The organism is Silvania sp. (genome assembly GCF_051656365.1).
In the GTDB taxonomy this organism is placed as follows: Bacteria; Pseudomonadota; Gammaproteobacteria; order Enterobacterales; family Enterobacteriaceae; genus Enterobacter; species Enterobacter hatchlandensis.
In genome coordinates, this window is sequence record NZ_JBOGBT010000039.1 from 88,177 (window position 1) to 114,652 (window position 26,476).

Genomic DNA, 26,476 nt, shown 5'->3' on the forward strand with positions numbered 1-26,476 from the left:
TCGTTCTCATCGGGGTGCTGCGCGCGAGCGTGTGCTGAGAAAATACCCGTCGAACCTGATCCGGATAACGCCGGCGAAGGGATTTGAGGCTGTCGCTCAAAATCCTTTGCCACTCTCAATGTAAGAGGTGCAAAGTGTTCAAAACTGTTCTTCCCCTGCTGGCGCTGATCGCGCTGCCTGCCGTCGCCAGCCCTGTGCTGACGGTCTACACCTACGACTCTTTCGCCGCCGACTGGGGCCCGGGCCCGGCGGTCAAAAAAGCCTTTGAAGCCGACTGCGGCTGCGAGCTGAAGTTCGTGGCGCTGGAAGATGGCGTCTCGCTGCTCAATCGCCTGCGCATGGAAGGTAAAAACAGCAAAGCCGATGTGGTGCTGGGTCTGGATAACAACCTGCTGGAAGCCGCCACCCAAACCGGGCTGTTCGCGAAAAGTGGCGTGGCGACCGATGCGGTAAACGTGCCCGGCGGCTGGAAAAATGACACCTTTGTGCCTTTCGATTACGGCTACTTCGCCTTCGTCTACGACAAAAACAAGCTGAAAAACCCGCCGAAAAGCCTGAAAGAGCTGGTCGAGAGTGACCAGAAATGGCGCGTGATCTACGAAGACCCACGCACCAGCACCCCGGGTCTCGGCCTGCTACTGTGGATGCAGAAAGTGTACGGCGATAAAGCGCCGGAAGCCTGGCAGAAACTGGCCGCCAAAACGGTCACCGTGACCAAGGGCTGGAGTGAAGCCTACGGTCTGTTCCTGAAAGGGGAAAGCGACCTGGTGCTGAGCTACACCACCTCGCCTGCGTATCATATTATCGCCGAGAAGAAAGACAATTATGCCGCCGCTGATTTTGCCGAAGGTCACTACCTGCAGGTTGAAGTGGCTGCCCGCACCCATGCCAGCAAACAGCCGGAGCTGGCCGAGAAGTTCCTGAAATTCATGGTCTCACCGTCGTTCCAGAGCGCCATTCCAGAGGGCAACTGGATGTACCCGGTCACCAACGTCGCGTTACCTGCCGGTTTTGACACGCTGGTGAAACCCAAAACCACGCTGGAATTTACCCCGCACGACGTCGCCGGGAAACGTGCCGCCTGGGTCAGTGAATGGCAACGCGCCGTCAGCCGCTAATCGCCGGCTGGCTCCTTCCGGGGCTGACGGCTGCCACGCTGATGGTGACCGTCGCGCTGGGGGCGTTTCTCGCGCTGTGGCTTAACGCACCCGCTACTGACGTAGCGGCACTGTGGCACGACAGCTATCTGTGGCACGTCATCCGCTTCTCGTTCTGGCAGGCATTTCTCTCCGCACTGCTCTCTGTCGTACCTGCCATCTTCCTCGCCCGCGCCCTCTACCGACGTCGCTTCCCCGGCAGGCAGGCGCTGCTACGCCTGTGCGCGATGACGCTTATCCTGCCGGTACTGGTGGCGGTGTTTGGCATTCTTAGCGTCTATGGCCGTCAGGGCTGGCTTGCCTCCCTGTGTCAGGTACTCGGACTGGAGTGGACGTTCTCACCCTATGGCCTGCAGGGCATTTTGCTGGCACACGTCTTTTTCAATATGCCGATGGCCACGCGGCTGCTGCTGCAGGCGCTGGAGAATATCCCCGGTGAGCAGCGCCAGCTGGCCGCCCAGCTCGGGATGCGCGGCTGGTCGTTTTTCCGGTTTGTCGAGTGGCCCTGGCTGCGCCGCCAGATCCCCCCGGTGGCTGCGCTGATTTTCATGCTCTGCTTCGCCAGCTTTGCCACGGTGCTCTCTCTGGGCGGCGGGCCACAGGCCACCACCATCGAGCTCGCCATCTATCAGGCCCTGAGCTATGACTACGATCCCGGTCGCGCGGCGCTGCTGGCGATGGTGCAGATGTTCTGCTGCCTGGGGCTGGTGGTACTGAGCCAGCGGCTGGGTAAAGCCATTGCGGTGGGCAGCAGCCAACTGACCGGCTGGCGCGATCCGCAGGACTGCCTGCGCAGCCGCCTGACCGATGGCCTGCTGATCGCTCTGGCGCTGCTGCTGCTGCTCCCGCCGCTGCTGGCGGTGGTGGTCGACGGGCTGAACCTCAACCTACTGTCGGTCCTGCAACAGCCGGTGCTCTGGCAGGCGCTCGGCACCTCGCTGCGCATTGCGCTCGGGGCGGGTTTACTCTGCGTGGTGCTGACCATGATGCTGCTGTGGACCAGCCGCGAACTGTATGCCCGACAGGCAATCGTGGCCGGACAGATGCTGGATCTCAGCGGCATGTTGATTCTGGCGATGCCCGGCATCGTGCTGGCGAGCGGATTTTTCCTGCTGTTTAACAGCACCATCGGCCTGCCTGAATCGGCGGACGGGATTGTGATTTTCACCAATGCGCTGATGGCGATCCCCTATGCACTGAAAGTGCTGGAAAACCCGATGCGCGATCTCAGCGCCCGCTACACGCAGCTTTGTTCCTCGCTGGGGATGCACGGCTGGCAGCGGCTCACAACGGTTGAGCTGCGCGCGTTGAAGCGCCCGCTGGCTCAGGCGCTGGCATTTGCCTGCGTGCTGTCGATCGGGGATTTCGGGGTGGTGGCGCTGTTTGGCAATGACGATTTCCGCACCCTGCCGTTCTGGCTGTATCAACAGATCGGCTCTTACCGCAGCCAGGATGGTGCCGTCACGGCGCTGCTGCTGCTGCTGCTGTGCTTTGCGTTATTTACCGTTATCGAAAAACTTCCGGGACGTGATGTTAAAACTGACTGATGTAACCTGGCTTTACCAGCACCTGCCGATGCGTTTCACCCTCTCCGTTCGCCGGGGAGAGTTAATCGCGGTGCTCGGCCCCAGCGGGGCGGGAAAAAGTACGCTCCTGAACCTGGTCGCCGGTTTTCTGCAACCGGCCAGCGGCAGCATCACCATTGAAGAGAAAGACCATACCCGGACGCCGCCTTCTCAGCGCCCGGTGTCGATGCTGTTTCAGGAAAACAACCTCTTTACCCACCTGACGGTGCGTCAGAATATCGGCCTTGGGATGCATCCGGGGCTGCGGCTGAACGCCGATCAGCAGCAAAAGCTGAACAGCATTGCAGCGCAAATGGGGATCAGCGACCTGCTGGAACGTCTGCCGGGAGAGCTTTCCGGGGGTCAGCGTCAGCGTGCCGCCCTGGCGCGCTGCCTGGTGCGTGAACAGCCCATTTTGCTGCTGGATGAGCCCTTTTCGGCGCTGGATCCCGCCTTACGCCAGGAGATGCTGCTGCTGGTAAAAGAGGTTTGTGAGCGTCAGCAGCTGACGATGCTGATGGTGTCACACAGCGTGGAAGATGCGGCGAGGATCGCCCCCCGCGCCGTGGTGGTGGCCGATGGGCGTATCGCCTGGGATGGCGATACCCAGGCGCTGGTGCAAGGTAAAGTCAGCGCGTCGCGGCTGTTGGGGATCGCGTAAACCCGGTCAACGGCTGACCACTTTTAGCAAGATCTCGCCGTACACCGGCATCAGCGGGTGGCGAATCAACGCCACCAGCGCCATCACCGCCACGCCCAGCATCACGGGTGCCACCCACAGCAGACGTCCACGCGGCAGGTAAGTGCTCAGACGATCGGCGCTCGCTTTACCGCTGCGCCACAGTCGCCAGCAGAGCCATGCCGCCAGCCACAGCAGCAGCGCGGTCGCCAGCAGCAGCCATTTAAAGCCTCCGCTCTGCATCCCGACAGGAATATCGATCGCCGCACCGGCCAGAATGCCCGGCAGGAAATAGACCGGCGGCCAGAACAGGCACCCAATCAGATTCGGCACAATAAACTTCGACACCGGCAGATCGAGCATCCCCGCCACCATCGGCACCAGCGGACGCGTCGGACCCACAAAACGGCCCACCAGAATGGTAAACATGCTGTGCTGATGCAGGGCGTGCTCGGTTTTATCGAGCAGGGCTTTGTTCTTCTTCATGAACGACCAGCGGTGCAGCGGCTTTTTAAAGCGCCAGCCCAGCCAGAAAGAGATCCAGTCGCCCAGCAGACAGCCGACGATGCCCGCCAGCCACGCCTGCCAGAAGTTAACCTCGCCGCTGCCGATCAGCGCCCCAAGCCCGGCCATCATCACCGTGCCGGGTAAAATGAGCCCGACCAGCGCCAGAGATTCGAGAAAGGCCACTAACGCAATCGCGAAGAGCGAGTAAGTAACGGACTGGGTAATAAAATGTTCCAGCAATGCCTGCATAACTGTTCCGGTCAGGTAACAAAGCAGGGATTCTGCGAAGACATGCCTGCTGCGTCAAGACATCAATTGTCTGAATAGTTTACCGGGTGTACGCGGCTTTCAGCGAATTCGTTTAGTTTTATTTACCTTCTGTTCACTTTTTTACTCACAGCCCGCGCGGAATTCGCTGGGGCTGGCACCGGTGCATTTCTTAAATACGCGGGAAAAATAGAGTTGATCTTCAAAGCCTACGTTGCGCCCGACGCTGGCAATCGGCATCCGGGTGGTGCTCAGCAGCAGTTTGGCCTGGCTGATGCGCTGATCTTCGCGCCAGCTCAGCACGCTCACGCCCAGCTGCTGGCGGAACAGGTGCGACAGGCGCGACGGAGAGAGGCAAACGTGCTGGGCAACGCTGGCAATGTCGAACTGCCCGTCCGCCAGATGATCGCTGATGTACTGGCATGCCTCGCGCACCCGATGATCCAGCGGCGGGTTGAGCGACTCGTTGATCGCCTCCATGCGCCTGAGCAGCAGTTGCTCCAGCAGGTTGATCGCCAGCAGCTCTGCATAGCGCCCACCCGCCTGCCCGGCCTCGATAATCTGGGCGAACAGCTCGCGAAACTGCGGCTGATGCACGTCATCCGGGCGATAAAATCCAGTGTGGGCAAACATCGACGGCCAGCTCAGCCACTCCTGCCAGTAGGCGCGCGGACGAAAGTAGACCCACTGGTGATACCACTCGCTGGCATCCGGATGGCGTCCGTAGTGGTGAATTTCTCCCGGCGGAAACAGCAGAATATCGCCTGGACGGCAGATATAGGTTTGATCGTTATTCTTAATCACCCCTTCGCCGCGCACGGTCATATTGAGGATATAGCCTTTCATCCCCAGCGGTCGATCAACGTAAAAATCGAGATACCCCTCAGACTCGATAGGGGTTAATCCCGCGACCAGATGCGCGTTAAACGAGTAGCCCGGCAGCAGGGGATCACTTTGCGTTTCAGCCATAATTTCAATACTCCTGACGGTCCTGAAGGAAACCATTTGTCCATATCAACAAAAGCGGCATAAAAACCGGGCCCTGAAAGGTCCAAACGCTATCAGCACGCTTTTATGTCCAGATTGATAACGCCTCCGTTGCGATTTAACCGTAACAGCGTGCAGGTCAGCGGTAACAAAAGTGTCTATAACCGCGGCAGAAATGTCCACATTGAATATTTGCACGGCGTCACACTTTCTCATGTCACAGCAAAATCATCCATAAGATTAGCGGATCCTGCCTGACGATTTTCTCCCTCACTCTCTAATGTTCATGCATACCTGTTTTTTGATGGAGCAACAGCATGGCAATTGCGATTGGCCTGGACTTTGGCAGTGACTCGGTACGTGCCCTGGCAGTGGAGTGCACAACGGGCCAGGAGATAGCGACGAGCGTTGAGTGGTACCCGCGCTGGCAAGAGGGGCGCTTCTGTGATGCGCCGAATAATCAGTTCCGCCACCACCCACGCGACTATATCGAGTCGATGGAAGCGGCAATCAAAGCGGTGCTGGCCGACTTGAGCGACGCACAGCGCAGCGAGATCGTCGGGATTGGCGTGGACAGCACCGGTTCAACCCCGGCACCGATTGACGCCGACGGCCACGTGCTGGCGCTGCGCCCGGAGTTTGCTGATAACCCGAACGCCATGTTCGTGCTGTGGAAAGACCATACCGCAGTGGAAGAAGCCGAAGCCATCACCCGTTTGTGCCATCAGCCTGGCAAGAACGACTACTCCCGCTACATTGGCGGCATTTATTCCAGCGAGTGGTTCTGGGCCAAAATTCTGCACGTCACCCGCCAGGACGCACGCGTGGCGCAGGCCGCGGTGTCGTGGATTGAACTCTGCGACTGGGTACCCGCTCTGCTTTCCGGCACGACGCGCCCACAGGACATTCGCCGGGGTCGCTGCAGCGCCGGGCATAAATCCTTGTGGCATGAAAGCTGGGGCGGTCTGCCACCCGCCACCTTCTTTGACGAACTCGACCCTGTCATCAATCAGAACCTCGACTACCCGCTGTTTACCGATACCTGGACGGCCGATATCCCGGTGGGCACGCTCTGTGCAGAGTGGGCAGAGCGCCTCGGCCTGCCGCAGCAGGTGGCCATTTCCGGCGGCGCCTTTGACTGTCATATGGGCGCAGTGGGCGCGGGCGCCCAGCCCAACACGCTGGTGAAAGTGATCGGCACCTCAACCTGCGACATCCTCACCGCCGACAAAGCCAGCGTGGGCGACCGCGCAGTGAAAGGCATTTGCGGCCAGGTCGACGGCAGCGTGGTCCCTGACTTTATCGGTCTGGAAGCGGGCCAGTCCGCCTTCGGCGATATCTATGCCTGGTTTGGCCGGGTGCTGGGCTGGCCGCTGGATCAACTGGCGGCCACCCATCCGGAACTCAAACCTCAGATTGACGCCAGCAAGAAGCAGCTGCTGGTGCAATTAACCGACGCCTGGGCAAAAAACCCCTCTCTGGACCATCTACCGGTGGTACTCGACTGGTTTAACGGTCGCCGTACGCCGAATGCTAACCAGCGTCTGAAAGGGGTAATTACCGATCTGAATCTCGCCACCGACGCCCCGGCGCTATTTGGCGGGCTCGTGGCGGCGACCGCCTTTGGCGCGCGCGCGATTATGGAGTGCTTCACCGAACAGGGTATCGACGTCAACAACGTGATGGCGCTGGGCGGGATCGCCCGTAAGAACCCGGTGATTATGCAGGCCTGCTGCGATGTCCTGAACCGTCCGCTGCAGATTGTCGCCTCCGATCAATGCTGTGCTCTGGGCGCCGCCATCTTCGCTGCCGTAGCGGCAGGCGTGCATGCCGATATCCCAACCGCGCAACAGCATATGGCCAGCGAGGTGGAAAACACCCTGCAGCCGCGTGCGCAGCAGGCGCAACGTTTTGAACAGCTCTATCAGCGCTATCAGCAGTGGTCGCAAAGCGCTGAACAGCACTATCTCCCTGTCGCCGCCCCGGTTAAGAACACCCCGGAATCCACGGCAACCCTGACACATTAAGGACATGACAATGACGATTTTTAATAATTATGAAGTGTGGTTTGTGATTGGTAGCCAGCATCTTTACGGGCCGGAAGCCCTGCGCCAGGTGACTCAGCACGCTGAACATGTTGTAAACGCCCTGAATGCAGAGGCCAAACTGCCCTGCAAGCTGGTCCTGAAACCGCTTGGTACCTCACCGGATGAGATCACCCATATCTGCCGCGATGCCAACTACGACGACAAATGCGCCGGTCTGGTGGTGTGGCTGCACACCTTCTCCCCGGCCAAAATGTGGATCAACGGCCTGACAATCCTCAACAAACCGCTGCTGCAGTTCCATACCCAGTTCAACGCAGCGCTGCCGTGGGACAGCATCGACATGGACTTTATGAACCTGAACCAGACCGCGCACGGCGGCCGCGAGTTTGGCTTCATTGGCGCGCGTATGCGCCAGCAGCACGCGGTTGTGACCGGTCACTGGCAGGATCAACAGGCCCACAAACGTATTGGTTCGTGGATGCGCCAGGCGGTATCAAAACAGGATACCCGCCAGCTGAAAGTGGCTCGCTTTGGCGACAACATGCGTGAAGTGGCGGTCACCGACGGGGATAAAGTCGCCGCGCAGATCAAGTTTGGTTTTTCGGTTAACACCTGGGCGGTAGGCGACCTGGTGCAGGTGGTCAACGAGGTCAGCGACGGCGATGTGAATGCACTGATCGATGACTACGAAAGTAGCTACCGCCTGACGGCTGCCGCACAAATCAACGGTGACAAGCGCCAGAACGTGCTGGATGCTGCCCGCATTGAGCTGGGCATGAAGCGCTTCCTCGAACAGGGCGGCTTCCATGCGTTCACCACCACCTTTGAAGATCTTCACGGCCTGAAGCAACTGCCAGGTCTGGCGGTACAACGTCTGATGCAGCAGGGCTATGGCTTTGCAGGCGAAGGCGACTGGAAAACCGCCGCCCTGCTACGCATCATGAAAGTGATGTCGACCGGTCTGCAGGGCGGCACCTCATTTATGGAAGATTACACCTACCACTTCGAGAACGGCAACGATCTGGTGCTGGGCTCGCACATGCTGGAAGTGTGTCCATCGATCGCTGTTGACGAAAAACCGATCCTCGACGTGCAGCACCTGGGCATTGGCGGCAAAGCCGATCCAGCCCGTCTGATCTTCAACACCCGTACCGGCCCGGCGATTAACGCCAGCCTGATCGATCTGGGCGATCGCTTCCGCCTGCTGGTCAACTGTGTTGATACGGTAGAAACCCCGCACGCCCTGCCAAACCTGCCGGTGGCTAACGCCCTGTGGAAAGCTCAGCCGGATCTGCCAACCGCATCCGAAGCCTGGATCGTAGCCGGTGGCGCACACCATACCGTGTTCAGCCACGCGCTGGATCTCAGCGACATGCGTCAATTCGCTGAACTGCACGACATCGAGCTGGCGGTCATCGATAACGATACCCGTATGCCGGCCTTTAAAGACGCACTGCGCTGGAACGAAGTCTATTACGGTTCAAAACGTTAACAGGGGAACCTTTGGCCTGCCGCAGGGCGGGCCTTTTTTCCTGGAGGATGCATGCTAGAAGATCTTAAACGTCAGGTTCTGGAAGCCAATCTGGCCCTGCCAGAACATCATCTCGTTACCCTGACCTGGGGTAACGTCAGCGCGGTCGATCGTGAACGCGGTGTGTTTGTGATTAAACCGTCCGGCGTCGATTACCGGGCGATGACCGCCGACGATATGGTGGTGGTGAGCCTTGCGACCGGCGAAGTGGTGGAAGGAAAGAAAAAGCCCTCCTCTGATACGCCCACCCATCGGCTACTGTATCAATCCTTCCCGTCGATTGGCGGCATTGTGCATACCCACTCCCGTCACGCCACCATCTGGGCGCAGGCAGGACTTTCAATCCCAGCGACCGGCACTACCCATGCCGACTATTTCTACGGCCCCATACCCTGCACCCGCAAGATGACCGATGCCGAGATCAACGGGGAGTATGAGTGGGAAACTGGCAACGTGATTGTCGAAACCTTTGAGAATCAAGGGATCGATGCGGCGCAGATGCCTGGGATACTGGTGCATTCTCACGGCCCGTTCGCGTGGGGCAAAAATGCCGAAGACGCGGTGCACAACGCCATCGTGCTGGAGGAAGTGGCTTATATGGGCATCTTCTGCCGTCAGCTGGCCCCGCAGCTACCAGACATGCAGCAAACGCTGCTCGACAAACACTACCTGCGCAAGCACGGCGCGAAAGCCTATTACGGGCAGTAACAACACAGGGACACCTGTATAAAACCCCAGCAAAACTCCCTCAACCAGGCTATACTCACGCCTGGTTTTACTTTATGAGAGAGCGGCGTGGCGCAGGCGCAAGAAGGTTTTTTATTGACCCGACACTGGCGGGATACGCCGCAGGGTACAGAGGTTGAATTCTGGCTGGCGACCGACAAGGGACCGCTTAACGTCACCCTGCCTGCGCAGGAATCCGTCGCATTCATCCCTGAACCGCACGTCGAAAAAACCAAACAGCTGCTGCGCGATGAAAACGGCTGGCGGCTGACCCCGCTTGAACTGCACGACTTTCAGCGTCGTCCGGTGTACGGCCTCTACTGTCGCGCCCATCGCCAGCTGATGCGCTATGAAAGGCTGCTGCGTGAGGCGGGCGTGACCTTGTACGAAGCGGACATCCGTCCTCCGGAGCGCTTCCTGATGGAGCGCTTTATAACCGCGCCCGTCTGGGTCGATGGCACCCCACAGGGCGACGGGCTGATTAACGCCCGCCTCAAACCCCATCCGCACTATCGCCCGCCCCTCAAATGGGCATCGATTGATATTGAAACCACCCGCCACGGCGAGCTGTACTGTATTGGCATCGAGGGCTGCGGCCAGCGGGTTGTCTATATGCTGGGTCCGGCCAATGGCGATGCCGCCGGGCTCGATTTCCAGCTTGAGTACGTTAACAGCCGTTCGCAACTGCTGGAAAAGCTCAACGCGTGGGTAGCACAGCACGACCCCGACGTGCTCATCGGCTGGAACGTGGTGCAGTTCGACTTAAGGGTGCTGCAAAAGCACGCCGAGCGCTACCGCATTCCGCTGCTGCTCGGGCGCGGCAACAGCGAGCTGGAGTGGCGCGAGCACGGGTTTAAGAACGGCGTTTTCTTTGCCCAGGCTCGCGGGCGCCTTATCATCGACGGTATCGAAGCGTTAAAGTCTGCCTTCTGGAGCTTCTCGTCGTTCTCGCTGGAAACGGTATCGCAGGAGCTGCTTGGTGAGGGCAAGTCCATCGACAATCCCTGGGACCGGATGGACGAGATCGACCGCCGGTTTGCGCAGGATAAACCGGCTCTGGCGACCTATAACCTGAAAGACTGCGAGCTGGTGACGCGCATTTTCCACAAAACGGAGATCATGCCGTTCCTGCTGGAGCGTGCCACCGTCAACGGGCTGGCGGTTGACCGGCACGGTGGTTCGGTTGCGGCCTTCAGCCACCTCTATATCCCGCGCATGCACCGGGCGGGCTATGTCGCCCCTAACCTCGGCGATGTGCCGCCGCAGGCCAGCCCTGGCGGCTATGTGATGGACTCCCGGCCAGGTCTGTACGACTCGGTGCTGGTGCTGGACTATAAAAGCCTTTATCCGTCGATTATCCGTACCTTCCTGATCGATCCGGTGGGGCTGGTGGAAGGGCTGGCGCAGCCGGATGAACAGCACAGCACCGAAGGCTTTCTTGGGGCGCGTTTTTCCCGGGAAAAGCACTGTTTGCCGGAGATCGTCAGCCAAATCTGGCACGGTCGCGATGACGCCAAACGCCACGGCAACAAACCCTTGTCCCAGGCTCTGAAGATCATCATGAACGCCTTTTATGGCGTACTCGGCACCAGCGCCTGCCGCTTCTTTGATCCTCGCCTGGCGTCGTCGATCACGATGCGCGGTCATGAAATTATGCGCCAGACTAAAGCGCTGATTGAGTCCCAGGGCTACGACGTAATTTACGGCGATACCGACTCGACCTTCGTCTGGCTCAAAGGGGCACACCGGGAAGAAGCCGCCGCAGCTATCGGCCAGAAGCTGGTGGCATACGTTAACGACTGGTGGCTCACCCACCTGCAGCAGGCTGGCTTAACCAGCACCCTTGAGCTGGAATATGAGACCCACTTTTGTCGTTTTTTAATGCCGACCATTCGCGGCACCGATCAGGGCAGCAAGAAGCGCTATGCCGGTCTGATTCAGGAGGGAAGTAATCAGCGAATGGTCTTTAAAGGGCTGGAAACGGTACGTACCGACTGGACGCCGCTGGCCCAGCATTTCCAGCAGGCGCTGTATCTGAAAATCTTCCGTCAGGAGCCCTATCAGAACTACGTGCGTGAGACCATCGCCAGCCTGATGGCGGGCGAGCTGGATAACCAGCTGGTGTACCGCAAGCGCCTGCGTCGCCCGCTGACGGAGTACCAGCGTAACGTCCCGCCGCACGTTCGCGCTGCGCGGCTTGCCGACGAAGAGAATGTCCGTCGCGGCCGCGCGCCACAGTATCAAAATCGCGGCACCATCAAATATGTCTGGACCACCAGCGGTCCGGAGCCGGTGGATTATCAGCACTCGCCGCTTGACTACGATCACTACCTCACGCGCCAGCTGCAGCCCGTGGCAGAAGGAATTTTACCGTTTATGGACGACGATTTTGCTACACTGATGACGGGACAGTTGGGGCTATTTTGACAGGTGACGAAATCGCTGCCATCCAGTACCATAGCGCCCTTTCCATTCCCGGACCCATTATTCGATTGCCGTCATTTTGAACGGTAGTTGAACTATTGCCTGCAATTAAAGATTAGAGCCGAACAAATATGCCTTTTACACTTGGTCAACGCTGGATCAGCGATACAGAAAGCGAACTTGGATTAGGAACGGTAGTGGCGCTGGATGCGCGGATGGTCACTTTCCTTTTCTCCGCAACCGGTGAAAACCGTCTGTATTCTCGCAATGACTCCCCTGTCACCCGCGTGATGTTCAACCCGGGCGACACCGTTACCAGCCATGAAGGCTGGCAGCTGAAGATTGAAGACGTAAAAGAAGAGAACGGACTGCTGGCCTATATCGGCACGCGTCTCGATACCGACGAGACCGATGTGATGCTGCGCGAAGTACTGCTCGACAGCAAACTGGTGTTCAGCAAGCCACAGGATCGCCTGTTTGCCGGTCAGATTGACCGTATGGATCGCTTCTCGCTGCGCTATCGCGCGCGTAAATTCCAGAGCGAACAGTACCGAATGCCGTGGAGCGGCCTGCGCGGTCAGCGCACCAGCCTGATCCCTCACCAGCTCAACATTGCCCATGATGTCGGCCGTCGCCATGCGCCGCGTGTCCTGCTGGCCGATGAAGTGGGTTTAGGTAAAACCATCGAAGCGGGCATGATTCTGCATCAGCAGCTGCTCGCGGGCGCGGCCGAACGTGTGCTGATCGTGGTGCCGGAAACCCTGCAGCACCAGTGGCTGGTGGAGATGCTGCGCCGCTTTAACCTGCGCTTCTCCCTGTTCGACGATGAGCGCTATGCCGAAGCCCAGCACGATGCCGATAATCCGTTCGAAACCGAACAGCTGGTAATCTGCTCCCTGGACTTTGTCCGCCGCAGCAAGCAGCGCCTCGAACACCTGTGTGATGCCGAATGGGACATCATGGTGGTCGATGAAGCGCACCATCTGGTGTGGAGCGAAGAGGCGCCAAGCCGTGAGTATATGGCGATTGAACAGCTGGCCGAGCGCGTGCCGGGGATCCTGCTGCTGACCGCAACGCCGGAGCAGCTGGGTCTGGAAAGCCACTTTGCGCGTCTGCGCCTGCTCGATCCGAGCCGCTTCCACGACTTCGCGCAGTTTGTTGAAGAGCAGAAAAATTATCGCCCGGTGGCCGATGCCGTTGCCCTGCTGCTGGCGGGCAAGCATCTGTCCAACGACGAGCTCAATACCCTGAGCGATCTGATTGGCGAACAGGATATCGAGCCCTTACTGCAGGCCGCCAACAGCGACCGTGACGGCGCTGAAGCCGCGCGTCAGGAGCTGGTCTCGATGCTAATGGACCGTCACGGCACCAGCCGCGTCCTGTTCCGTAACACCCGTAACGGGGTAAAAGGTTTCCCGAAACGCGAGCTGCACACCATCCGTCTGCCGCTGCCAACCCAGTACCAGACCGCGATCAAAGTCTCTGGCATCATGGGCGCACGCAAAACGGCGGAAGAGCGCGCCCGCGATATGCTCTATCCGGAACAGATTTACCAGGAATTTGAAGGCGACAGCGGCACCTGGTGGAACTTCGATCCGCGCGTTGAATGGCTGATGGGCTACCTCACCGCGAATCGCTCCCAGAAAGTGCTGGTCATTTGCGCCAAAGCCACCACAGCCCTACAGCTTGAGCAGGTTCTGCGCGAGCGGGAAGGCATTCGCGCCGCGGTGTTCCATGAAGGGATGTCGATCATTGAGCGCGACCGCGCAGCGGCCTGGTTCTCCGAAGAAGACAGCGGCGCACAGGTTCTGCTGTGTTCCGAAATCGGTTCCGAAGGGCGTAACTTCCAGTTCGCCAGCCGTCTGGTGATGTTCGACCTGCCGTTCAACCCGGATCTGTTGGAGCAGCGTATTGGTCGTCTGGACCGTATTGGCCAGGCGCACGATATCCAAATCCATGTGCCGTATCTGGAAAAAACGGCCCAGTCAGTGCTGGTGCGTTGGTTCCACGAAGGGCTGGATGCGTTTGAACATACCTGCCCGACCGGTCGCACCATTTACGACAACGTCCATAGCGAGCTGACAGCCTTCCTCGCATCGCCGGAAATCACCGACGGCTTTGACGATCTGATCAAAGTCTGTCGTGAACAGCACGACGCACTGAAAGTTCAGCTGGAACAGGGCCGGGATCGTCTGCTGGAGATCCACTCTAACGGCGGTGAAAAAGCGCAGGCCCTGGCCGAAAGCATCGAAGAGCAGGATGACGATACCAGCCTGATCAGCTTTGCCATGAACCTGTTCGATATCGTCGGTATTAACCAGGACGATCGCGGGGAGAACATGATTGTGCTCACCCCGTCCGATCATATGCTGGTGCCAGACTTCCCTGGCCTGCCGGAGGATGGCTGCACCATCACCTTTGAACGTGATGTGGCCCTGTCTCGCGAAGATGCCCAGTTCATTACCTGGGAACACCCGTTGATTCGTAACGGCCTGGATCTGATCCTCTCCGGCGATACCGGCAGCAGCACTATTTCGCTATTGAAGAACAAAGCCTTGCCGGTGGGCACGCTGCTGCTCGAGCTGATTTACGTTGTGGAAGCCCAGGCGCCGAAACAGCTGCAGCTTAACCGCTTCCTGCCCGCCACGCCGGTGCGTTTGCTGCTGGATAAGAACGGTACCAACCTCGCGGCGCAGGTTGAGTTTGAAAGCTTTAACCGTCAGCTCAGTGCGGTTAACCGTCATACTGGCAGTAAGCTGGTGAACGCCGTTCAGCAGGAAGTTTATGCCATTCTGCAACAGGGTGAAACGCAGATTGAGAAAGCGGCTCGCGTATTAATTGATGCCGCACGCAGTGAAGCTGATGAAAAACTGTCAGCCGAGCTATCTCGTCTGGAAGCGCTGAGAGCGGTAAACCCGAACATCCGTGACGACGAGCTGGCGGCGATCGAAAGCAATCGTCAGCAGGTGCTCGAAAGCCTGGACGAGGCGGGCTGGCGTCTGGATGCGCTGCGCCTCATCGTTGTGACGCATCAGTAAGCGAGGCGCAAAATGGTAATGGAACCCTACAATCCCCCGCAGGATCCGTGGCTGGTCATTCTGTATCAGGATGAACATATTATGGTGGTCAACAAGCCGAGCGGCTTGTTGTCCGTGCCCGGCAGGCTGGATGAGCACAAAGACAGCGTGATGACGCGTATTCAGCGCGATCACCCGCAGGCGGAGTCCGTCCACCGTCTGGACATGGCGACCAGCGGTGTGATTGTGGTGGCGTTGACCAAGGCGGCTGAGCGTGAACTTAAGCGCCAGTTTCGCGAGCGAGAGACGAAGAAACAGTACGTGGCACGGGTCTGGGGTCATCCCCAACCAGCCGAAGGGCTGGTTGATCTGCCGCTGATCTGCGACTGGCCGAACCGCCCGAAGCAGATGGTGTGCTACGAGACCGGTAAAGCGGCGCAAACCGAGTATGAAGTGCTGGAGTACGCGCAGGACAATAGCGCGCGGGTGCGGTTAAAACCGATTACCGGCCGCTCGCACCAGCTGCGTGTGCATATGCTGGCGTTAGGGCATCCGATTCTGGGTGACCGCTTTTATGCCTCACCGGAGGCGCTGGCGATGGCCCCGCGCCTGCAGCTGCACGCTGAGATGCTGACCATTACCCATCCTGAATATGGCACGCCGATGACCTTCAAGGCCCCGGTGGATTTTTGACGAGTTGCCCGGCAGCGCTTTGCCTGCCGGGCTTTCATCCTTACTTAAAGCCTTTCTGCTCTTTAATCAGTTCGTACGCTTTCTGAATTTCCTGCGCTTTCTGCTTCGCCATCTCCATCATTTCTGGCGGTAAACCTTTCGCCACCAGCTTATCCGGATGGTGTTCGCTCATCAGCTTGCGGTAGGCGCGCTTAATGGTCGTCGCATCATCAGTGGGCTTAACGCCCAGCACGTTACAGGCATCTTCCAGCGTCGGTCCCCGCTGCGCCTGCTGCCAACCGCCGCCGCCCGCCTGCTGTTGCTGATAGCCACCACCAAAATGCGCCCCGCCCTGCATCATCCGCAGGAACTGATCGAACTGGTTGCGGGAGATGCCCAGCTCTTCGGCTATGACGTACAGCACCTCACGTTCGTTAGGGTGTAACGAGCCGTCAGCGAACGCAGCCTGAATCTGAATTTCCAGAAACATCCGAATTAAGTCCGAACGACCGAAGCAGATGCCACGAAACTGACGCATTTTTTCGCGCAGGGGATAGTTATCCGCCTTGCCGATCCGAAAAGCGTGCTGTGCCGCCGCCCGGGAGTCCCCGTGCAGACTCAAGCGATCCATAAACTGGCTGGCTATGTGGATGTCCGCCTCCGTCACCCGCCCTTTCGATTTGGTCAGATGGCCCATCACTTCAAAGGTGGTGGCAAAAAAAAGTGCCTGTCGTTCGCGTTGATTGGCAAACCACGCCATCTTACGACTTCGCGCTTTATCAAACATATGGCCGATAATCAGCCCCAGAACGATGCCCCAGAAACCCGCGCCCATCAGTAAAGCGAAGGCCACGCCGATAATTTTTCCCCAATACTGCATATACTCCCCAAATGGTGATGTATTTGATCCCGCACAACGCCATCATTCCGGTGGTCGAGCCACGGTCAATTGAAGGACATCGCCTATAATTTGCATTATCATACTCGTCATTCAATAGCGAGCCTATCCCCACTGCTCGCTTACGGGCAGGATTAACGCTGGCACTGCGATGATGAGTAAGATAGTCTCTGACCGTTTGCCAGCGATAAGCCACTGATGACGGAACAATAAATAAAACGTATGAAAAAACGTATCCCCACCCTCCTGGCCACGATGATAGCTGCAGCCTTGTACAGTCAACAAGGGCTGGCGGCCGATCTTGCCTCGCAATGTATGCTGGGCGTCCCCAGCTACGATCGCCCGCTGGTTCAGGGTGATACGAACACGCTGCCGGTCACCATTACCGCTGATAATGCGAAAGGTAACTATCCTGACGATGCGGTGTTTAGCGGCAATGTGGATATTAACCAGGGTAACAGCCGTCTGCTGGCCGATGAAGTTCAGCTGCATCAGAAGCAGCCAGAAGGCAAGGCTGAGCCGGTACGTACGGTGGATGCGCTCGGTAATGTGCACTATGACGATAATCAGGTCATTCTGAAAGGTCCGAAAGCCTGGTCGAATCTGAATACTAAAGATACCAACGTCTGGGAAGGCGATTACCAGATGGTCGGACGCCAGGGCCGCGGTAAAGCCGATCTGATGAAGCAGCGCGGCGAAAACCGCTATACCATTCTCGAGAACGGCACCTTTACTTCCTGTCTGCCAGGCTCTGATACCTGGAGCGTGGTCGGCAGCGAAGTGATCCACGACCGCGAAGAGCAGGTTGCTGAGATCTGGAACGCTCGCTTTAAGCTCGGCCCGGTGCCGGTCTTCTACAGCCCTTACCTGCAGCTGCCGGTGGGTGATAAACGTCGCTCGGGCTTTTTGATCCCGAATGCCCAGTACAGTACCAGCAATTATTTCGAATTCTACCTGCCGTACTACTGGAACATCGCGCCCAATATGGACGCCACGATCACGCCGCACTATATCCACAAACGCGGCAACATCATGTGGGAAAACGAGTTCCGCTATCTGACACAGGCCGGTTCAGGTCTGATGGAACTGGACTATCTGCCCTCGGATAAAGTCTATGAAGATGAGCATCCGACCGAGGGCGATCGCCACCGCTGGCTGTACTACTGGCAGCACGCCGGGGTGATGGATCAGGTGTGGCGTTTCAATATTGACTATACCAAGGTCAGCGATCCGAATTATTTCAACGATTTCTCGTCGAAATACGGCTCCAGCACCGACGGTTATGCCACGCAGAAATTTAGCGTAGGCTATGCGATAGAGAACTTTGACGCCACGGTGTCAACCAAACAGTTCCAGGTGTTCAGCACCCAAAGTACCAGCACTTACGCCGCTGAACCGCAGCTGGACGTTAACTGGTACCAGAATAACGTTGGGCCATTTGATACCCGCGTCTACGCCCAGGCGGTGCATTTCGTCAACACTAACAGCGATATGCCAGAATCTACCCGCCTGCACCTGGAGCCGGCGATCAACCTGCCTGTGTCAAACAACTGGGCCAGCCTTGACACCGAAGTGAAGCTGATGGCGACGCACTATCAGCAGGACAATCTGGAGAAGTACAACGCCACTAACGGCACTAATCTGGAAGACTCCGTTAACCGTACGCTGCCGCAGTTTAAAATGGACGGCAAGCTGATCTTCGAACGCGACATGAACTGGAGCGAAGGCTATACCCAGACGCTGGAGCCGCGCGCCCAGTATCTGTATGTGCCGTATCGCGATCAGAGCAATATCCAGAACTACGACTCTGCGTTCCTGCAATCGGACTACAGCGGCCTGTTCCGCGACCGTACTTACGGCGGTCTGGACCGTATCGCGTCGGCTAACCAGGTCACGACCGGGGTCACAACTCGCGTTTATGATGACGCGGCAATTGAACGTTTTAATGCTTCTGTTGGTCAAATCTACTATTTCACCGAAGCACGTACCGGTGATGACAATATCCAATGGGAGCAGGACGACAAAAAAGGGGCACTGGTCTGGGCCGGAGATACTTACTGGCGCATGACCGATCGTTGGGGCCTGCGCGGCGGCGTGCAGTACGATACGCGTCTGAACAACGTTGCCACCGGCAGTGGTACCCTCGAGTATCGTCGTGATGAAGACCGCCTGCTGCAGCTGAGCTACCGCTACGCCAGCCCGGAATACATCCAGGCGACATTGCCTAACTATGCGTCTGCCGAGCAGTATAAAGAGGGCATTTCGCAGGTTGGCGGTACCGCAAGCTGGCCGATTGCTGACCGCTGGTCCGTTGTGGGTGCCTATTACTTCGACACCAATACCAGCAAACCGGCGGATCAAATGGTGGGTCTGCAGTACAGCTCATGCTGTTACGCTATCCGCGTTGGCTACGAACGTAAGCTGAACGGTTGGGATAACACCCGAGCGCAAAGCGAATACGATAAAGTTATCGGCTTTAACATTGAGCTGCGCGGCCTGAGCTCTAACTACGGTCTGGGTACACAGCAGATGCTGCGGTCGAATATTCTGCCGTACCAAAATTCGTTGTGATGTTTTGAATTGAAACGTAATCCGCAATTGCGGTAATTGATATGGAAAAAGTATGAAGAACTGGAAAACGCTGCTGCTCGGTATCGCTATGGTTGCGAATACCAGCTTCGCGGCCCCACAGGTTGTCGACAAAGTCGCTGCCGTTGTGAACAACGGTGTGGTACTTGAGAGCGACGTTGATGGTTTGATGCAGTCTGTGAAGCTCAACGCGGGTCAGGCAGGTCAGCAACTTCCGGATGATGCCACACTGCGTCATCAGATCCTTGAACGTCTGATCATGGATCAGATCGTGCTGCAAATGGGTCAGAAAATGGGTGTGAAGATCTCTGATGAGCAGCTCGATCAGGCAATCGCCAACATTGCAAAACAGAACAACATGTCCGCCGACCAGATGCGCAGCCGTCTGGCCTATGACGGCATCAGCAATTCAACCTATCGCAATCAGATCCGCAAAGAGATGCTGATTTCTGAAGTGCGTAACAACGAAGTGCGTCGTCGCGTCACTATCCTGCCGCAGGAAGTGGAGTCGCTGGCCAAACAGGTCGGCAACCAGAACGATGCCAGCACCGAACTCAACCTGAGCCACATTCTGATTCCACTGCCGGAAAACCCGTCTTCCGACCAGGTGGCTGACGCAGAAAGCCAGGCGCGTTCTATCGTTGAACAGGCACGTAACGGTGATGACTTCGGCAAACTGGCAATCACCTATTCTGCTGACCAGCAGGCGCTGAAAGGCGGCCAGATGGGCTGGGGACGTATTCAGGAACTGCCTTCTATCTTTGCTCAGGCGCTGAGCACGGCGAAGAAAGGCGATATCGTCGGGCCGATCCGTTCCGGCGTGGGTTTCCATGTGCTGAAAGTGAACGATTTGCGCGGCCAGAGCCAGAGCATCTCCGTCACCGAAGTCCACGCTCGCCACATTCTGCTGAAAACCTCCCCGATCATGTCTGATACCCAGGCGCGTACCAAACTGGAGCAGATTGCCGCCGATATTCGCAGCGGTAAAACCTCCTTTGTGAACGCCGCGAAAGAGTTCTCTCAGGATCCAGGATCTGCCAATCAGGGCGGCGATCTGGGCTGGGCGGCAGCGGATATTTACGATCCGGCCTTCCGCGATGCATTAATGAAGATGAACAAAGGTCAGCTGAGCGCCCCGGTTCACTCCACCTTCGGCTGGCACCTGATTGAGCTGCTGGACACCCGCAATGTGGACAAAACCGATGCGGCACAAAAAGACCGCGCGTACCGTATGCTGTTCAATCGTAAGTTCTCTGAAGAAGCCGCGACCTGGATGCAAGAACAACGCGCCAGCGCCTACGTCAAAGTTCTGAGCAAGTAATGCAACCGCATCGTGTTGTCATCACGCCCGGCGAACCCGCCGGGATTGGTCCTGATTTGGTCGTCCAGCTTGCCCAGCGCAGCTGGCCGGTCGAACTGGTGATCTGCGCGGATGCCAGCGTGCTCGAAGCACGGGCGAAGCTGCTCAATTTGCCGCTTACGCTATTGCCTTATCACGCGGACAACGCCCCCCTTCCGCAGCAGGCCGGTACGCTCACGCTGCTGCCCGTTCCGCTACGTGCGCCGGTTATCCCTGGCCAGCTCAGCACCGGGAACGGTCATTACGTGGTGGATACGCTGGCGCGCGCCTGCGATGGTTGCCTGAGCGGCGAATTTGCTGCGCTGATTACCGGGCCGGTTCATAAAGGGGTGATCAACGATGCGGGCGTGGCCTTTACCGGTCATACCGAGTTTTTTGAAGAACGCTCGCACAGCCCGAAAGTGGTGATGATGCTGGCGACTGAGGAGCTACGGGTCGCGCTGGCCACGACTCATCTGCCGATCAAAGCCGTCGCTGATGCCATCACCCCGGACTTGCTGCATGAAGTCATTACAATCCTGCATCACGATCTGCGCACGAAGTTCGGTATCAATGATCCGCACGTGCTGGTGTGTGGCCTGAATCCACATGCAGGGGAAGGCGGACACATGGGCATGGAAGAGATCGACACCATCATTCCGGTACTGGACGCGCTGCGGGCGCAGGGGATGAACCTTAGCGGCCCCTTGCCTGCCGATACCCTGTTCCAACCGAAATATCTTGGGAATGCTGACGCCGTGCTGGCGATGTACCACGATCAGGGCCTTCCCGTGCTAAAATACCAGGGCTTTGGCCGCGGCGTGAACATCACCCTCGGTTTACCCTTTATTCGCACGTCTGTTGACCATGGTACTGCGCTCGATTTAGCAGGCCAGGGGAAAGCAGATGTCGGCAGTTTTATTACGGCGCTTAATCTCGCCATCAAAATGATTGTTAATACTCAATGAATAATCGCGTCCATCAGGGCCATTTAGCCCGTAAACGTTTCGGGCAAAACTTCCTCAACGATCAGTTCGTGATCGAAAGTATTGTTTCGGCTATCAATCCACAAAAAGGCCAGGCAATGGTCGAGATCGGTCCAGGTCTGGCCGCACTGACCGAACCGGTAGGTGAACGTCTGGATGAACTGACCGTCATCGAACTGGACCGCGATCTGGCAGCCCGTCTGCAGACGCATCCGTTCCTCGGGCCAAAGCTGACCATTTATCAGCAGGATGCGATGACCATGAACTTCGGCGAGCTGTCGGAGAAACTGGGTCAGCCACTGCGCGTGTTCGGTAACCTGCCGTATAACATCTCCACGCCGCTGATGTTCCACCTGTTTAGCTATACTGATGCCATTGCCGACATGCACTTCATGTTGCAAAAAGAGGTTGTTAACCGACTGGTTGCAGGCCCAAACAGTAAAGCGTATGGTCGATTGAGCGTAATGGCTCAATATTTCTGCAACGTGATCCCGGTGCTTGAAGTGCCGCCAACCGCGTTCACGCCGCCGCCAAAAGTGGATTCTGCGGTTGTGCGTCTTGTACCGCATAAAACGATGCCGTATCCGGTCAAAGAATTGCGCGTATTGAGCCGTATCACCACAGAAGCGTTTAACCAGCGCCGTAAAACGATTCGTAACAGCCTGAGCAATTCGTTTACCGTTGAGGTTTTAGCTGAGCTGGGGATCGACCCGGCCATGCGTGCGGAGAACATTTCCGTAGAGCAGTACTGCAAGCTGGCTAATTACATCAGCGAAAATGCGCCGCCGAAGGAGAGCTAAGCCATGATTGATTCGCCCCGCGTATGTGTTCATGTACAAAGCATCTATGTTGAATCCCAGTCCACACCGGATGAAGAACGCTTTGTCTTTGCTTACACTGTTACCATTCGCAATCTGGGGCGGATGCCTGTGCAACTGCTTGGGCGCTATTGGCTTATTACCAACGGCAATGGCCGCGAAATCGAAGTGCAGGGCGAAGGTGTCGTCGGTGAACAACCGCACATCGAGCCCGGCGAAGAATATCAGTACACCAGCGGTGCAGTAATCGAAACGCCGCTGGGTACCATGCAAGGCCATTATGAAATGGTCGATACCGACGGCAATGCGTTCCGCATTGCCATTCCTGTATTCCGTCTGGCTGTTCCAACACTCATTCACTAAAATATGTCTACATATCTCATTGGTGACGTTCACGGTTGCTACGATGAACTGATCGCGTTGTTAAAGCAGGTGGATTTTACCCCGGGTACTGACACATTGTGGCTGACGGGCGATCTCGTCGCGCGTGGCCCTGGCTCGCTGGAAGTATTGCGCTACGTGAAGTCGCTGGGCGATAGCGTTCGGGTTGTCCTCGGCAACCATGACCTGCATCTGCTGGCCGTTTTTGCGGGTATCAGCCGTAACAAACCTAAAGACCGGATCACGCCGTTACTGGACGCGCCCGATGCCGATGAACTGATTAACTGGTTACGCCGTCAGCCGCTGCTGCAGGTCGATGAAGAGAAGAAACTGGTGATGGCACACGCGGGCATTACCCCGCAGTGGGATCTGGATACCGCAAAAGAGTGCGCACGCGATGTGGAAGCGGTGCTGGCCAGCGACTCGTATCCCTTCTTCCTTGATGCAATGTATGGCGACATGCCCAATAACTGGAGCCTGGAACTCAGCGGCGTTGCGCGCCTGCGTTTCATCTCTAACGCCTTTACCCGCATGCGTTACTGCTTCCCGAACGGCCAGCTGGATATGTACTGCAAGGACGTGCCGGAAAATGCGCCAACGCCGCTCAAGCCGTGGTTTGCGATCCCTGGGCCAGTAACGGACCATTACAGCGTGATCTTTGGCCACTGGGCATCGCTGGAAGGCAAAGGTACCCCTGAGGGCATCTATGGGCTGGATACCGGCTGCTGCTGGGGGGGCGATCTCACCTGCCTGCGTTGGGAAGATAAAGCGTACTTTATTCAGCCTTCGAACCGGCGGTTGGATTTAGGCGAGGATGAAGCAGTAGCCTCGTAGCAGAGAGCTGCACCTTTCCCGATGGGAAAGGTGCAATAAGGATTAGCGGCGTTCAAGGATCTCGAAGCAGTAGCTGTGCGAATTTTGCGCATCCGCATCATGGAATTCGCTGAAGACCGACTCCCACTGGTCCGGATCGTAGTCCGGGAAATGGGTATCCCCTTCCACTTCGGCATCAATGTGCGTCAGATACAACTTCTGGGCTTTTGGCAGGAACTGCTCATAAACTCGACCGCCGCCAATCACCATCACTTCTTCGGCATCACCGCATGCAGCAATGGCTTCTTCGACAGACTTAACCCATTCGACACGATCGTCAGTGCCCGGCTGGCTGCTTAATACGATGTTTTTACGCCCCGGCAACGGTCGCCCGATTGACTCCCAGGTCAGGCGGCCCATTACTACCGGCTTGTTCAACGTTGTACGTTTAAACCATGCGAGATCGGCAGGCAGATCCCACGGCATGGCGTTCTCCATACCAATCACGCGATCTATCGCTAACGCCGCAATCAGACTGATCATTGATTAATTCCCGGATGCAAAAAAATTGCCGCCACTATACGGAAAGCGTAATCTTTCGTCGACTGGCGGCGGAGTAAAGAAGCGGAAATATTTTATATTTGCTGGCAACCCCGCTTCACGCTAAAGGTTTACTCTCCGGCTCATCCTGCGGATCCCCGGTATGCTTGCCCTCTTCCGTTCCTTGCCAGCCATGACGCTGGGTCAGAGACAGATGATTACGATCTTCATTGATGATCTCGGTCAGCATCGCGCTGGTGCGTTTGACGACTGCCGCGCGCGACGAAGCATCGTTTTCCGTCAGCTCGACCATCTCTTCGACCATCTCAGTATTAAACCGGCGGAACAGATCCGCACGTTCCCGGGCCTCATACGCGCCAAGTCCGAGACTTTCCAGCGCCAGACGCCCTGATTTAAGCGCACCCTCGAAGGTTTCACGCTCTGCGGTCTCGATGCCCGCCTGACGCAGCTTGATGTAATGATCGACATCGCGGGCGCGGGAGATAATTTTCAGATGCGGGAAATGTGCCAGCACTAGCTCTGCCAGCTGCAGACTCGCCTGCGGATCGTCAATCGCATTGATCAACACTTCCGCCTTGTGTGCCCCAGCGGATTCCAGCAGATCGACGCGGGTGGCATCACCATAGAACACTTTCATATCGAACTTGCGCAGCGTTTCGACGTGGTCAGGATCATGATCGAGAATGACCATTTTCACCCCGCTGGAGAGTAACAGACGGCCCGCGATCTGCCCGAAGCGGCCAAACCCGGCAATAATCACCCGCGGCTGCTCTTCGTCAATCTCATCCGCTTCACGCTCCTGACCACTGTCCTTCGCCTCAAGGCGACTCAGGATCACCAGCAGTAAGGGCGTCGCCGCCATCGACAGCGCGACCGCCAGCGTCAGCGCTTTGGCCCACTCGGGATCCAGCACGTTCGCCATATTTGCAGCCCCAAACACCACAAAGGCGAATTCGCTCCCCTGCCCCAGCAGCACGGCAAACCAGCGGCGCTGTTTATTAGGGACCTTCAGCGGACGCGCGACCAGCCAGAGCATTACCATTTTGATGACCAGGAAACCCACCAGCAGGGTTGCGATGCGCAGCGGATGGGTCACCAGGGTTCCAAAGTCGACCGACATGCCGACGCCAATGAAAAACAGCCCCAGCAGCAGCCCCTTAAAAGGCTCGATATCGCTCTCCAGCGCATGACGGTATTCCGAACTTGCCAGCAGAACGCCTGCCAGAAAAGCCCCCATCGCCATTGAAAGCCCCGCCTCTTCCAGCATCAGCCCGAAGCCAAAGACCAGGAACAGGGCCACGGCGCTGAACACTTCCCGCAGGCCAGAGCGCGCCACAAACCGCAGCAGCGGTCGGCTGACGTAACGCCCGAGCAGTACCACCAGGGTCAGCGCCCCGGCAACTTTTAATGCCGAGAGGGCAAAGGCGCCAAGGGTAGTGGACGCTCCCGAGGCAGCCAACAGCGGGATCATCGCCACCAGCGGAATCGCTGCGATATCCTGGAACAGCAGGACCGAAAAGGTACTGCGCCCCAGCTGCGAAACCGTGAGATTACGCTCGTTCATCGCCTGCATGGCGATGGCGGTGGAGGAGAGCGCCAGCGTCATACCGATCAGCTCCGCCACCTTCCAGTCCATCCCCAGCAGTATGCAAAACCCGCCCAGCAGCAGACCACAGGCCAGCATCTGCAACGCTCCGCCGCCAAACACAGACGCCCGCAGTTTCCACAGGCGACGCGGATCTAACTCAAGCCCGATAACAAACAGCATCAGCACCACGCCGATTTCGGCAAAATGCAAAATGGCCTCAGCATCGGTGACCAGCCGTAATCCCCAGGGCCCAATCACACACCCGGCAATCAGATACCCCAGTACAGACCCTAATCCCAGCCGGACGGCAATAGGCACAACCAGCGCCGCAGCCCCCAGATAAATAAGCGCCTGTATCAACGTGTGGCTATCCATGATGCGCCTCCTGCCAGTCGAGTAAACGTTGTTTGTAGTGACGGGCCTGCGCCTGCAGGGTCTCGTCGTCACAGACAAAGGTACAGTGCATCGCAAACGGCGGGAGCCAGTTCAGCCCGCAGTACAGGGCTGTGGCCTGCAGCGGCTGCGCCAGTATCTCAAAGCCGGGATGGGAGCCGATGTTAAAATGTTGCTCACCGCCCCCGGTGGTCACGGCCCACAGCAGGCTTTTTCCCTGCAGGGCTTTACCGTTGTGCCCATAGGCCCAACCGTGAGAGAACACTTTATCGATCCAGAGTTTGAGCAAAGGAGGCGCGCTATACCACTGCATAGGGTGTTGCCAGATGATGAGATCTGCCCTTGCCAGGGCCGCCTGTTCGGCTGCGACATCAATATTGAAATCAGGGTATAGCTGATAGAGAGAGCGGATTTCCACCCCTTCAACTGACCTTGCCTGTTCAAGCATCCGCTTATTCGCATGGGAGTGATGCGGATAAGGATGGGCGTAAATGATGAGTATCATGATTAACCTGGTTTGACTGCGTTCT

The 26,476-nt window shown here is 57.5% G+C and carries 21 protein-coding genes and 1 riboswitch; of the genes, 15 read left to right on the forward strand and 6 right to left on the reverse strand.

Going from position 1 to position 26,476, the window contains the following annotated elements; translation table 11 throughout:
* A riboswitch (TPP riboswitch) is annotated at positions 1 to 100 on the forward strand.
* Between the two features lie 34 nt (positions 101 to 134).
* From thiB to thiQ, 3 genes are read left to right on the forward strand one after another with little or no spacing between them, the layout of a single operon-like run.
* Entirely contained in the window at positions 135 to 1,118 is a 984-nt protein-coding gene (thiB, locus tag ACRDD5_RS08170) for a thiamine ABC transporter substrate binding subunit (RefSeq protein WP_438676438.1), read from the forward strand.
* Entirely contained in the window at positions 1,094 to 2,704 is a 1,611-nt protein-coding gene (thiP, locus tag ACRDD5_RS08175) for a thiamine/thiamine pyrophosphate ABC transporter permease ThiP (protein ID WP_438676439.1), read from the forward strand. The genes thiB and thiP overlap by 25 nt, the downstream gene beginning before the upstream one ends.
* Positions 2,688 to 3,383 (forward strand): thiamine ABC transporter ATP-binding protein ThiQ, encoded by a 696-nt coding sequence (gene thiQ / locus ACRDD5_RS08180; protein WP_438676440.1) that lies wholly within the window; start codon positions 2,688 to 2,690, stop codon positions 3,381 to 3,383. Before thiP ends, thiQ begins: the two co-directional genes overlap by 17 nt.
* 6 nt (positions 3,384 to 3,389) lie before the next feature.
* Here thiQ and ACRDD5_RS08185 read toward each other — a convergent pair whose 3' ends face one another.
* Together ACRDD5_RS08185 and araC are read right to left on the reverse strand one after the other, a co-directional pair.
* Entirely contained in the window at positions 3,390 to 4,157 is a 768-nt protein-coding gene (locus ACRDD5_RS08185; RefSeq protein ID WP_271282469.1) for a DedA family protein, read from the reverse strand.
* 141 nt (positions 4,158 to 4,298) lie between these two features.
* The gene (araC, locus tag ACRDD5_RS08190) at positions 4,299 to 5,144 is read right to left on the reverse strand and encodes an arabinose operon transcriptional regulator AraC (protein WP_271282470.1); all 846 of its coding nucleotides are present in this window, start codon (positions 5,142 to 5,144) and stop codon (positions 4,299 to 4,301) included.
* A gap of 335 nt (positions 5,145 to 5,479) precedes the next feature.
* On the opposite strand from araC, the gene araB reads away from it, so the two are divergent.
* From araB to rluA, 6 genes are all read left to right on the forward strand, one after another.
* Positions 5,480 to 7,189, forward strand: coding sequence for a ribulokinase (araB, locus tag ACRDD5_RS08195; RefSeq protein ID WP_438676441.1), 1,710 nt, complete (start codon positions 5,480 to 5,482; stop codon positions 7,187 to 7,189).
* Positions 7,190 to 7,199: 10 nt separating this feature from the next.
* Entirely contained in the window at positions 7,200 to 8,702 is a 1,503-nt protein-coding gene (gene araA, locus ACRDD5_RS08200) for an L-arabinose isomerase (RefSeq protein ID WP_271282472.1), read from the forward strand.
* 51 nt (positions 8,703 to 8,753) lie between these two features.
* Positions 8,754 to 9,449, forward strand: coding sequence for an L-ribulose-5-phosphate 4-epimerase (gene araD, locus ACRDD5_RS08205; protein ID WP_438676442.1), 696 nt, complete (start codon positions 8,754 to 8,756; stop codon positions 9,447 to 9,449).
* An 87-nt stretch (positions 9,450 to 9,536) separates the two neighbouring features.
* The gene (gene polB, locus ACRDD5_RS08210) at positions 9,537 to 11,894 is read left to right on the forward strand and encodes a DNA polymerase II (protein WP_438676443.1); all 2,358 of its coding nucleotides are present in this window, start codon (positions 9,537 to 9,539) and stop codon (positions 11,892 to 11,894) included.
* A 128-nt stretch (positions 11,895 to 12,022) separates the two neighbouring features.
* On the forward strand, positions 12,023 to 14,929 hold the full coding sequence (gene rapA / locus ACRDD5_RS08215; RefSeq protein ID WP_438676444.1) for an RNA polymerase-associated protein RapA: 2,907 nt from the start codon (positions 12,023 to 12,025) through the stop codon (positions 14,927 to 14,929).
* Positions 14,930 to 14,941: 12 nt separating this feature from the next.
* Entirely contained in the window at positions 14,942 to 15,601 is a 660-nt protein-coding gene (gene rluA / locus ACRDD5_RS08220; protein WP_438676445.1) for a bifunctional tRNA pseudouridine(32) synthase/23S rRNA pseudouridine(746) synthase RluA, read from the forward strand.
* Positions 15,602 to 15,641: 40 nt separating this feature from the next.
* Here rluA and djlA read toward each other — a convergent pair whose 3' ends face one another.
* Entirely contained in the window at positions 15,642 to 16,460 is an 819-nt protein-coding gene (gene djlA / locus ACRDD5_RS08225) for a co-chaperone DjlA (RefSeq protein ID WP_271282477.1), read from the reverse strand.
* 240 nt (positions 16,461 to 16,700) lie between these two features.
* Here djlA and lptD point away from each other — a divergent pair, with 240 nt between their 5' ends.
* From lptD to apaH, 6 genes are read left to right on the forward strand one after another with little or no spacing between them, the layout of a single operon-like run.
* Positions 16,701 to 19,049 carry an LPS assembly protein LptD gene (gene lptD / locus ACRDD5_RS08230; protein WP_438676446.1) on the forward strand — a complete coding sequence of 783 codons (2,349 nt, stop codon included), beginning with the start codon at positions 16,701 to 16,703 and terminating at the stop codon, positions 19,047 to 19,049.
* 52 nt (positions 19,050 to 19,101) lie between these two features.
* Positions 19,102 to 20,388: a peptidylprolyl isomerase SurA gene (gene surA / locus ACRDD5_RS08235; RefSeq protein ID WP_271282479.1), complete on the forward strand. Its 1,287-nt coding sequence runs from the start codon at positions 19,102 to 19,104 to the stop codon at positions 20,386 to 20,388.
* Entirely contained in the window at positions 20,388 to 21,374 is a 987-nt protein-coding gene (gene pdxA / locus ACRDD5_RS08240; protein ID WP_271282480.1) for a 4-hydroxythreonine-4-phosphate dehydrogenase PdxA, read from the forward strand. Before surA ends, pdxA begins: the two co-directional genes overlap by 1 nt.
* Complete coding sequence (gene rsmA / locus ACRDD5_RS08245; RefSeq protein WP_271282481.1) at positions 21,371 to 22,192, forward strand: 16S rRNA (adenine(1518)-N(6)/adenine(1519)-N(6))-dimethyltransferase RsmA; 822 nt, start codon at positions 21,371 to 21,373, stop codon at positions 22,190 to 22,192. Before pdxA ends, rsmA begins: the two co-directional genes overlap by 4 nt.
* Before the next feature lie 3 nt (positions 22,193 to 22,195).
* Positions 22,196 to 22,573, forward strand: coding sequence for a Co2+/Mg2+ efflux protein ApaG (gene apaG / locus ACRDD5_RS08250; RefSeq protein WP_271282482.1), 378 nt, complete (start codon positions 22,196 to 22,198; stop codon positions 22,571 to 22,573).
* 3 nt (positions 22,574 to 22,576) lie between these two features.
* Positions 22,577 to 23,425 (forward strand): bis(5'-nucleosyl)-tetraphosphatase (symmetrical) ApaH, encoded by an 849-nt coding sequence (gene apaH / locus ACRDD5_RS08255; RefSeq protein ID WP_271282483.1) that lies wholly within the window; start codon positions 22,577 to 22,579, stop codon positions 23,423 to 23,425.
* 42 nt (positions 23,426 to 23,467) lie between these two features.
* Here the strand turns inward: apaH and folA are convergent, their stop codons facing one another.
* From folA to kefF, 3 genes are all read right to left on the reverse strand, one after another.
* Positions 23,468 to 23,947, reverse strand: a complete 480-nt coding sequence (gene folA / locus ACRDD5_RS08260) for a type 3 dihydrofolate reductase (protein WP_271282484.1) — start codon at positions 23,945 to 23,947, stop codon at positions 23,468 to 23,470.
* A gap of 115 nt (positions 23,948 to 24,062) precedes the next feature.
* Complete coding sequence (gene kefC, locus ACRDD5_RS08265; protein WP_438676447.1) at positions 24,063 to 25,928, reverse strand: glutathione-regulated potassium-efflux system protein KefC; 1,866 nt, start codon at positions 25,926 to 25,928, stop codon at positions 24,063 to 24,065.
* Positions 25,921 to 26,451, reverse strand: coding sequence for a glutathione-regulated potassium-efflux system oxidoreductase KefF (gene kefF / locus ACRDD5_RS08270; protein WP_271282486.1), 531 nt, complete (start codon positions 26,449 to 26,451; stop codon positions 25,921 to 25,923). Before kefF ends, kefC begins: the two co-directional genes overlap by 8 nt.
* Positions 26,452 to 26,476 lie beyond the last annotated feature (25 nt).